Here is an 8,445-nt window from a genome sequence, read left to right on the forward strand (position 1 = left end):
ATAATGGCAGCGCTAAACTTTATTGAACAAGGCCTTCGCGTTTTAAACATAGAGCGCCAAGCACTGAGTGATATTGCACAATATGTAGATGAAAACTTTCATCAAGCTTGTCAATTAATATACGATTGTAAAGGTCGCACTATTGTTATTGGCATGGGTAAATCCGGTCATATTGGCAATAAAATAGCAGCCACACTAGCCAGTACTGGTAGTCCCGCTTTTTTTGTACACCCTGGTGAAGCAAGCCACGGGGACTTAGGAATGATCACTAAAAATGATGTGGTAATGCTTCTTTCCAACTCAGGTGAGACTAGCGAAGTTTTAAATATTATTCCCGTGTTAAAACGCCTTGGCGCAAAAATGATAGCGATGACGGGTAATGAAAAGTCAACCATGGCAACACTTGCAAACGTACACGTATGCATAAAAGTAGAACAAGAAGCCTGCCCGTTAGGCCTCGCACCAACAGCAAGTACCACAGCAACACTTGCTATGGGCGATGCAATAGCTGTCGCCCTTTTAGAAGCCCGTGGATTTACTGCCGATGACTTTGCACTTTCACATCCAGGTGGCAGCTTGGGCAAACGCTTATTACTTACTTTGAAAGATGTTATGCACGGCGGCGCAAACACGCCTATTATTAATATTTCACAAACAGTAAAAGACGCACTGATTGAAATGTCAGCTAAAGGTTTAGGAATGACCTCTATTGTTGATGAAAACCAACAGTTAACGGGACTATTTACTGATGGCGATTTACGTCGCATTTTAGAGCAACGAGTTGATATTCATACCACGCAAATTAGCGAAGTAATGACTAAATCATGTACGACCGCAACCCAAGACATGCTGGCTGCCGAAGCACTTAATATTATGGAACATAAACGTATTAATGGTTTAATTATTGTCAATGAGCAAAACCAGCCTATCGGTGCACTAAATATGCAAGACTTATTGAAAGCAGGAGTATTATAAATGCAATTTGAAGAACTCTATCAACCGCTAAGCGATGATGCTAAAGCACGTGCTAAAAAAGTAAAATTGCTTATTTGCGATATTGATGGTGTATTTTCTGATGGGCGTATTTACTTAGGCAACCAAGGTGAAGAACTAAAAGCATTTAATACTAAAGATGGGTTTGGTATAAAAGCGCTCATTAATAGCGGCTTTAACGTTGCGGTTATTACTGGACGTCACTCGCAAATTGTACAAAACCGTATGAGTAGCTTGACCATACAACACATCTACCAAGGTCAAGAAAATAAACTCGTTGCTTATGAAGAACTAAAACATAAACTTGATCTAACGGATGAACAAATTGCTTATATTGGTGATGATGGTCCTGACATGCCAGTGATGGAATTAGTTGGCTTTGCAGTCGCTGTTAACGATGCTCACCCGCTAATTAAGCGCCTGTCACACTACACCACACAAATGTCTGGCGGCTTCGGTGCAGTAAGAGAGCTTACAGACTTATTAATGCTAGAAAATGGGCACCCACTGACCACACAAGGTACAAGTTCATGAATATAGCGCGCATAATATTAAGCGTTTTATTCATCAGCTGTATGGTTTGGCTTTGGTACCCTTATTTTACGCAAACAAACATTACTACACAGAGCGCATCTGAGGTTATAGCTGAGCCTGATTATACTGCAATAGAACTAAAACAAACTGCGTATGATGAGCAGGGCAAAATAAGTCACAAAGTGACTGCTGCCAAAATGGAGTTATATCAACAATTAGGTTTTACCTTTTTTGAAAAACCTATTTTTACTTTATATAACGAAAAACAGGCTTGGCGCATTAATGCTGATGAAGCAACCCTGTACGAAGGTAAACAATTAATTTTAGAAGGTAATGTTGTCGCTAAAAATCTAACCGATAAAGCAATGATAGAAAAAATCGATGCCGATAATATTCAAGTAGATATAAAGCTACTGACAATGCGCTCAGAGCAACCTGTAGTTGTAACTGGACCTAATTTAAAGATCACTGGTAAAGGCCTTGAAGCCGATCTAAAAACCGAAGTGATAAAACTTATTAACCATACGCGAACCATATATTATGACCAATAAATTTTCAAAAATACTTATTATCCCAACGTTTTTATTAGCATTTAACAGTAATGCAGCAGAGCAGTCGAATCAACCGGCTGCCAACCAAATCTCAATAAGTGCCGATAAACAAGAAGGCCAATTAAAAGCCAATGTGGGTATTTTCGAGAAAAACGTTGAAATTATTCACGGAAATCGCCGCATTACCGCCGACCGCTTAGAAGTACACAAACGCGAAGAGCTCGGTGATAATAAGCAGCTATTAATTGCCACAGGCAGTCCGGCACATTTTGAAGAAAAACAACCCGACGGCACGACTATGAGCGCAAGTGCTGATGAAGTGCGTTACGATGTATCTAAGCGTTTTTTAACGCTTGTTGGTAATGCGCAAGTATCGCAAGCTGGGCAAAAAATAAATGCAAAAAGTATTACTTACGACATAGAACAGCAATTAATTAGCGCTGAAAAAGATGAAAATTCAACGGATCGCGTTCACACAATTTTAGTGCCTATTGAAGCTAAAAAAAGTAAAACAAGCGATAAAGGCCAACCATGAGCACATTAAAAGCAGAACTATTAGCCAAAAGCTATAAAGGCCGTGAAGTTGTAAAAAACGTCGGCCTTGAAGTTAAAGCTGGCAGTATTGTTGGCTTACTTGGCCCAAACGGCGCTGGTAAAACCACCACGTTTTATATGATTGTGGGCTTAGTACCTAGCGATAAAGGAAAAATATCTATCGACGATAACGATATTACTCTTTTACCTATGCACAGTCGTGCTAGATTAGGCATAGGCTACTTACCACAAGAGTCTTCAATTTTTAGAAAGCTAACTGTTTATCAAAACTTAATGGCAATTTTAGAAACACGTAAAGAGCTTAAGAAGCAGCAAAGAGAAGATACACTAAATAATTTATTAGACGAATTTAATATTCAACATATCCGTGACAGCCAAGGTATGGCGTTATCGGGTGGTGAACGTCGCCGCGTAGAGATAGCCCGCGCATTAGCGGCTAATCCCAAGTTTATATTATTAGATGAACCGTTTGCGGGCGTTGACCCAATCTCTGTACTTGATATAAAAAAAATCATAGAACATCTTAAAAATCGTGGGATTGGTGTGTTAATTACCGATCATAACGTAAGAGAAACCCTTGATGTTTGCGAAAAAGCCTACATTGTTTCTCATGGAGAGCTGATTGCATCAGGTACTCCAGAACACGTATTAAATGACAAAACAGTACGCGATGTTTACTTAGGCGAGCAATTTAGGCTGTAACATTTACGCCATGTCTTTAAGCATCTGCTAGTATTAATTATAACAACATAAAAGGATTGTTAGAGATACATGAGGCAATCACTACAGCTGCGCATGGGCCAGCAACTTACAATGACTCCACAATTGCAACAAGCTATTCGTTTGTTGCAACTCAGTACATTGGATCTCCAGCAAGAAATACAAGAAGCGCTCGACAGCAACCCACTTTTAGAGGTTGAGGAACAAGACTATTCTGAAGACGCTGCAGGTAAAAATGAACAAAAAGCAGACACCGATGATATAACAGTTAGCGCATCTGCCGACGATGCTCCAAGCGAATACGAACAAGACAGCGGCGAAGCACTTGCTAAAGATACGGTAAGTGACGACATGGCGATGGATGTTAGCTGGGACGAGTACATGAGTGCAGCTCCAGCCTCCTCATCAGGTCCAATGCCTGAAGACGAGTCTATATACCAAGGTGCCTCTACGGAAACGCTCCACGAGTATTTAATGTGGCAACTTCAACTAACGCCATTTAGCCCTACTGATGAAGCGATTGCGATTGCTATTGTAGAAGCAGTAGATGATTCAGGCATTTTAACACTGAGTTGTGAAGAGATTCTCGAAAGCTTCAACCAAGAAAACGAAGATGATAATGAAGTTGAACTTGATGAAATAGAAGCTGTTTTAAAACGCATTCAATTATTTGATCCTGTAGGTATAGCAGCGCGTAGTTTACAAGAGTGTTTGTGCATTCAACTTAACCAGTTTGATAAAGAAACACCCTATATTAATGAAACAAAAATGATTTTAACCGAGCACATAGACTTATTAGCAGCTCGCGACTATCGTACATTAATGAAAAAAACGAAGCTCAAAGAAGAAGAGCTTAAAGAAGTAATGACACTCATTCATACGCTAAACCCAAAGCCTGCAGATACGATTGTTAGGGAAGAGTCTGAGTATGTAATTCCTGATGTGTCAGTGAAAAAAATTAAAGGCCGCTGGGTTGTTGAACTAAATCCAGATAGCATGCCAAAAATTCGCGTAAACAGCCAATATGCTGCGATGTCTCGCACGGTTAAATCAAGCGGTGATAGCCAGTTTATACGCTCGCATTTACAAGAAGCTAAATGGTTTATTAAAAGCTTAGAAAGTAGAAACGATACATTATTAAAAGTAACTAACTGCATTGTTAAGCAGCAGCAAGGCTTTTTTGAACATGGTCCTGAGGCCATGAAACCTATGGTTTTAAATGATGTTGCTGAAATGGTGGAAATGCACGAATCAACTATTTCGCGTGTAACCACTCAAAAGTATATGCATACACCTCGGGGTATATTTGAGCTTAAATACTTTTTCTCAAGTCATGTAAGTACCGAAAATGGCGGTGAATGCTCATCTACAGCAATACGTGCACTTATCAGAAAATTAATCGCTGCAGAAAACTCAGCAAAACCATTGAGTGATAGCAAAATAGCGGATATATTGGCTGAGCAAGGAATTAAAGTAGCGAGACGTACAATCGCAAAATATCGCGAATCTCTGGCTATTCCACCGTCAAATCAGCGAAAAAGTCTGATTTAAGACGCAAAACAAAGAGGGTAATGCTTATGCAACTAAACTTAACTGGTCGTCACGTAGAATTAACTGATTCACTAAGAGACTATATAAATACCAAATTTGCGAAGCTAGAAAGACACTCTGATCATATTAATAATGTTCATGTCATTCTTGATGTAGAAAAACTAAGCCAAAAAGCAGAGGCAACAATACATGTTAGTGGTGCTGAGTTATTTGCCTCAACTGAGCATCAAGACATGTACGCTGCCATCGATTCGCTGATTGATAAGCTCGATCGCCAAGTAATTAAACACAAAGAGAAGCTTGCTCGACACTAATATGATGAAATTAAGCTCACTTATATGCCAGGACTGCAGCAAAGCTGCGGTCCTTTTTAATAGCAAAAAAAGAATTTTAGAGTTTATCAGCGAACTTGCTCACGATAAGCTTCCGTACCTTTCTCAACAAGATATTCTTAGCGCTTTACTAAGTAGAGAAAAGCTAGGCAGTACTGGTATAGGTAGAGGCATAGCGATCCCTCACGGGCGAATGAGCGGTGCACAAGAGCCCTTAGCCTTAGTACTCGTTAGTGAAACACCTATTAGCTTTGATGCAATTGATAATCGTCCCGTTGATATTTTTGTTGCACTCATAGTACCAGATGGTGATAACCAGCAGCACTTAAAGACTCTCGCAACCATTGCTGATAAACTTAACGACAAAGAATTTTGTAAGCAATTGCGCAGTGCAAAAACGGATACCGAACTGTATCAAGTTATTGTTAAGCAATCGTGATTAATATAAAGGGTGATAAATGGAGTTAATTATCATAAGTGGCCGATCGGGTTCTGGAAAGTCGGTTGCTTTACGCGTTGTTGAAGACTTAGGTTATTATTGCGTAGATAACATTCCGTTAAATCTGTTACCTTCTTTGGTACGCAGCGTTTCTGATAACTACGATAAAATCGCAGTGAGCATTGATGTACGAAACCTTCCTAAGGAACAAGAACAGTTTAATGATATTCTTGAATACTTACCCGGTTTTGCAAAGCCTACCTTATTTTATTTAGACAGCGAAGATCAAACACTGATAAAACGTTTCTCTGAAACACGCCGCTTACATCCCCTATCGGTTGACTCACTGCCGCTTGATTTGGCAATCAAAAAAGAAAAAGAATTACTTGATGTGCTAACCACTCGAGCCGATTATATGATTGACACAAGTGACTTAAGTGTCCATCAACTTGCTGAATCTATTCGTGAAAAAATATTAGGAAAAAAAGACAAGCAGCTTATTGTCACGTTTGAATCGTTTGGTTTTAAACACGGCATCCCTAAAGAAGCAGATTATGTATTTGATGCACGCTTCTTGCCAAACCCTCACTGGGAGCCTGAGTTAAAACCGTTAAATGGCTTAGATCAACCTGTTAAAGATTATTTAGCGAGTCATAGCATAGTGCAAAAGTTCACATGGCAAATTCAAACTTTTGTACAAACATGGTTACCGCATTTAGAACGAAATAACCGCAGTTACCTAACGATTGCTATTGGCTGCACTGGTGGGCAACATCGCTCAGTGTATTTAGCACAAACAATTGGTGAAAGCTTTGCGATGACACACCCCAATGTAAAAATTCGCCACCGAGAACAAGAGAAATAATTTTCACATAAAATAATAATCAGTTCAGCTTAGGTAGGGTAACGTATGCGCTTAGAAGATACCTTTTTAATACAAAACAAATTAGGGCTACATGCTAGAGCTGCAACTGTATTAGCTCAATTAGCCGTAAAGTTTGACGCTTCGATAACCTTGTTCCAAGACGAAAAAGAAGCAGCGGGTGATAGCGTACTCGCATTAATGCTACTTGAAAGCAGCCAAGGTAAAGAAGTTAAGGTAGTATGTGAAGGCCCTGATGCAGAGCAAGCCTTGGGCGCCGTTGGCCAACTGATATCACAGCGATTTAACGAACAAGAATAGTCAGTAATAAATACTTAAAAAGTAAAATTAAATTAGTTAACCTCTCCTACCAAAGTAATATTAAAATTAATTAAGGATGCCAATGCCCGAAGCTTTTGAACAAGACTATCCACTACAACAACTAAAACAAGTGACTCAGTCGCTTAACAGTGGTCAATTTGTTCAAGTTAGGCGCATGTTAGCAAAAACAGCTCCTTGTGATACTGCATTATTATTAGAATCATCACCGCATAAAATTCGCCGACTCCTTTGGCAATTAGTTGACCCTGATGTACAAGGTGATGTACTTGAAGAATTATCTGAAGATGTTCGTTTAGGCATTATTGCCCAAATGGAACCTAAGCATATTGCGGCCGCAACTGAAGATATGGGCCACGATGACTTAGGTGAAGTACTCCGTAGCCTGCCAGACACCGTTTATAAAGACGTTGTTAGCGCAATGGACATTCAAGACCGTGAGCGTGCAACACAAGCACTTTCTTATCAAGAGCGCTCCGCTGGTGCGCTAATGAATACCGATACGGTGACCATTCGCCCTGACGTTACACTTGATGTGGTACTGCGTTACATTAGGCTACGCGGAGAGCTACCAGAAGGTACCGACGACCTCTATGTTGTTGATAAACATAACTGCTTTATAGGCGCTTTATCGCTCAGTACATTATTGACTAACCCACCCGAAAAAATTGTTCGCGATTTGATGGATGAAGATTGTGAGTCAATTCCAATTTCAATGGATGAAAGTGAAGTTGCACAACTCTTTGAGCGCCATAATTGGATATCAGCCCCTGTTGTTGATGACAACGCTCAGCTACTTGGTCGTGTCACTATCGATGATATTGTTGACGTAATCCGAGAAGATGCCGAGCATAGTTTACTCAGTTTAGCGGGTCTTGATGATGAAGAAGACACCTTTGCGCCTGTTTTAAAAAGCTCGAAAAAGCGCTCAGTTTGGTTAGGAGTTAACTTATTAACTGCACTTGCAGCAGCCTTTGTAGCTAGCTTTTTTGAAGGCACTTTGGATGTATTACCAATTTTAGCGGTACTTAACGGCATTGTCCCTTCTATGGGTGGTGTTGCAGGTAGTCAATCATTAACGCTTGTTATTCGTGGTATTGCTGTCGGCCACATAAATCAAACTAACCAACGATTTTTAATGATGAAAGAGCTTGCCATTGGCGCGCTAAACGGCATTTTGTGGTCACTGTTAATAGCGGGCGTTATTGCCCTATGGCAATGGGACTTTATGCTGGGTGGCGTACTCGCCTTTGCGATGTTTATGAACTTAGTGGTGGCTGGAGTTGCTGGTGCTAGTATTCCAATAATTCTTAAACGAATGAATATAGACCCAGCGCTTGCAGGGAGTGTGGTACTCACTACTGTTACAGACATCGTTGGTATATTCGCCTTTTTAGGTACAGCCACTTGGCTGTTAATTTAGCTTTTTAAAACTTATATTTAAAAAAAGCGCGAAGTTAAATTTAACTTCGCGCTTTTTTATAGCTAGTTGTTCTAAATAAAAAATTTTAACAACATTATAGAGTGATTTAATTCGTTAAATTGTTCAAATATTTATGCCGTTTCTTT

At 39.8% G+C, this 8,445-nt stretch carries 11 protein-coding genes; all 11 read left to right on the plus strand.

The window, feature by feature from the left end:
* Nucleotides 1-3 precede the first annotated feature (3 nt).
* The 11 genes from CWB66_RS06210 (at nt 4) to mgtE (ending at nt 8,299) form a co-directional block, all read left to right on the plus strand.
* Complete coding sequence (locus CWB66_RS06210; RefSeq protein ID WP_077536014.1) at nt 4-975, plus strand: KpsF/GutQ family sugar-phosphate isomerase; 972 nt, start codon at nt 4-6, stop codon at nt 973-975.
* On the plus strand, nt 976-1,527 hold the full coding sequence (kdsC, locus tag CWB66_RS06215; protein ID WP_138584696.1) for a 3-deoxy-manno-octulosonate-8-phosphatase KdsC: 552 nt from the start codon (nt 976-978) through the stop codon (nt 1,525-1,527).
* Nucleotides 1,524-2,078: an LPS export ABC transporter periplasmic protein LptC gene (gene lptC, locus CWB66_RS06220; protein ID WP_077536016.1), complete on the plus strand. Its 555-nt coding sequence runs from the start codon at nt 1,524-1,526 to the stop codon at nt 2,076-2,078. The genes kdsC and lptC overlap by 4 nt, the downstream gene beginning before the upstream one ends.
* Nucleotides 2,068-2,613, plus strand: a complete 546-nt coding sequence (gene lptA / locus CWB66_RS06225; protein WP_077536017.1) for a lipopolysaccharide transport periplasmic protein LptA — start codon at nt 2,068-2,070, stop codon at nt 2,611-2,613. Before lptC ends, lptA begins: the two co-directional genes overlap by 11 nt.
* Nucleotides 2,610-3,335 carry an LPS export ABC transporter ATP-binding protein gene (gene lptB / locus CWB66_RS06230; protein WP_138584697.1) on the plus strand — a complete coding sequence of 242 codons (726 nt, stop codon included), beginning with the start codon at nt 2,610-2,612 and terminating at the stop codon, nt 3,333-3,335. The genes lptA and lptB overlap by 4 nt, the downstream gene beginning before the upstream one ends.
* A gap of 69 nt (nt 3,336-3,404) precedes the next feature.
* Complete coding sequence (locus tag CWB66_RS06235) at nt 3,405-4,904, plus strand: RNA polymerase factor sigma-54 (RefSeq protein WP_077536019.1); 1,500 nt, start codon at nt 3,405-3,407, stop codon at nt 4,902-4,904.
* A gap of 26 nt (nt 4,905-4,930) precedes the next feature.
* A complete protein-coding gene (gene hpf / locus CWB66_RS06240) occupies nt 4,931-5,218 on the plus strand; it encodes a ribosome hibernation promoting factor (RefSeq protein ID WP_077536020.1) in 288 nt (95 codons plus the stop codon).
* 4 nt (nt 5,219-5,222) lie between these two features.
* Entirely contained in the window at nt 5,223-5,675 is a 453-nt protein-coding gene (ptsN, locus tag CWB66_RS06245) for a PTS IIA-like nitrogen regulatory protein PtsN (protein ID WP_077538835.1), read from the plus strand.
* A 19-nt stretch (nt 5,676-5,694) separates the two neighbouring features.
* On the plus strand, nt 5,695-6,540 hold the full coding sequence (gene rapZ / locus CWB66_RS06250; protein WP_077536021.1) for an RNase adapter RapZ: 846 nt from the start codon (nt 5,695-5,697) through the stop codon (nt 6,538-6,540).
* 45 nt (nt 6,541-6,585) lie between these two features.
* On the plus strand, nt 6,586-6,858 hold the full coding sequence (locus tag CWB66_RS06255; protein ID WP_077536022.1) for an HPr family phosphocarrier protein: 273 nt from the start codon (nt 6,586-6,588) through the stop codon (nt 6,856-6,858).
* Nucleotides 6,859-6,940: 82 nt separating this feature from the next.
* The gene (gene mgtE / locus CWB66_RS06260; protein WP_138584698.1) at nt 6,941-8,299 is read left to right on the plus strand and encodes a magnesium transporter; all 1,359 of its coding nucleotides are present in this window, start codon (nt 6,941-6,943) and stop codon (nt 8,297-8,299) included.
* Nucleotides 8,300-8,445: the final 146 nt, after the last annotated feature.

The sequence above is a fragment of the Pseudoalteromonas sp. S558 genome, assembly GCF_005886635.1.
In the GTDB taxonomy this organism is placed as follows: Bacteria; Pseudomonadota; Gammaproteobacteria; order Enterobacterales; family Alteromonadaceae; genus Pseudoalteromonas; species Pseudoalteromonas aliena.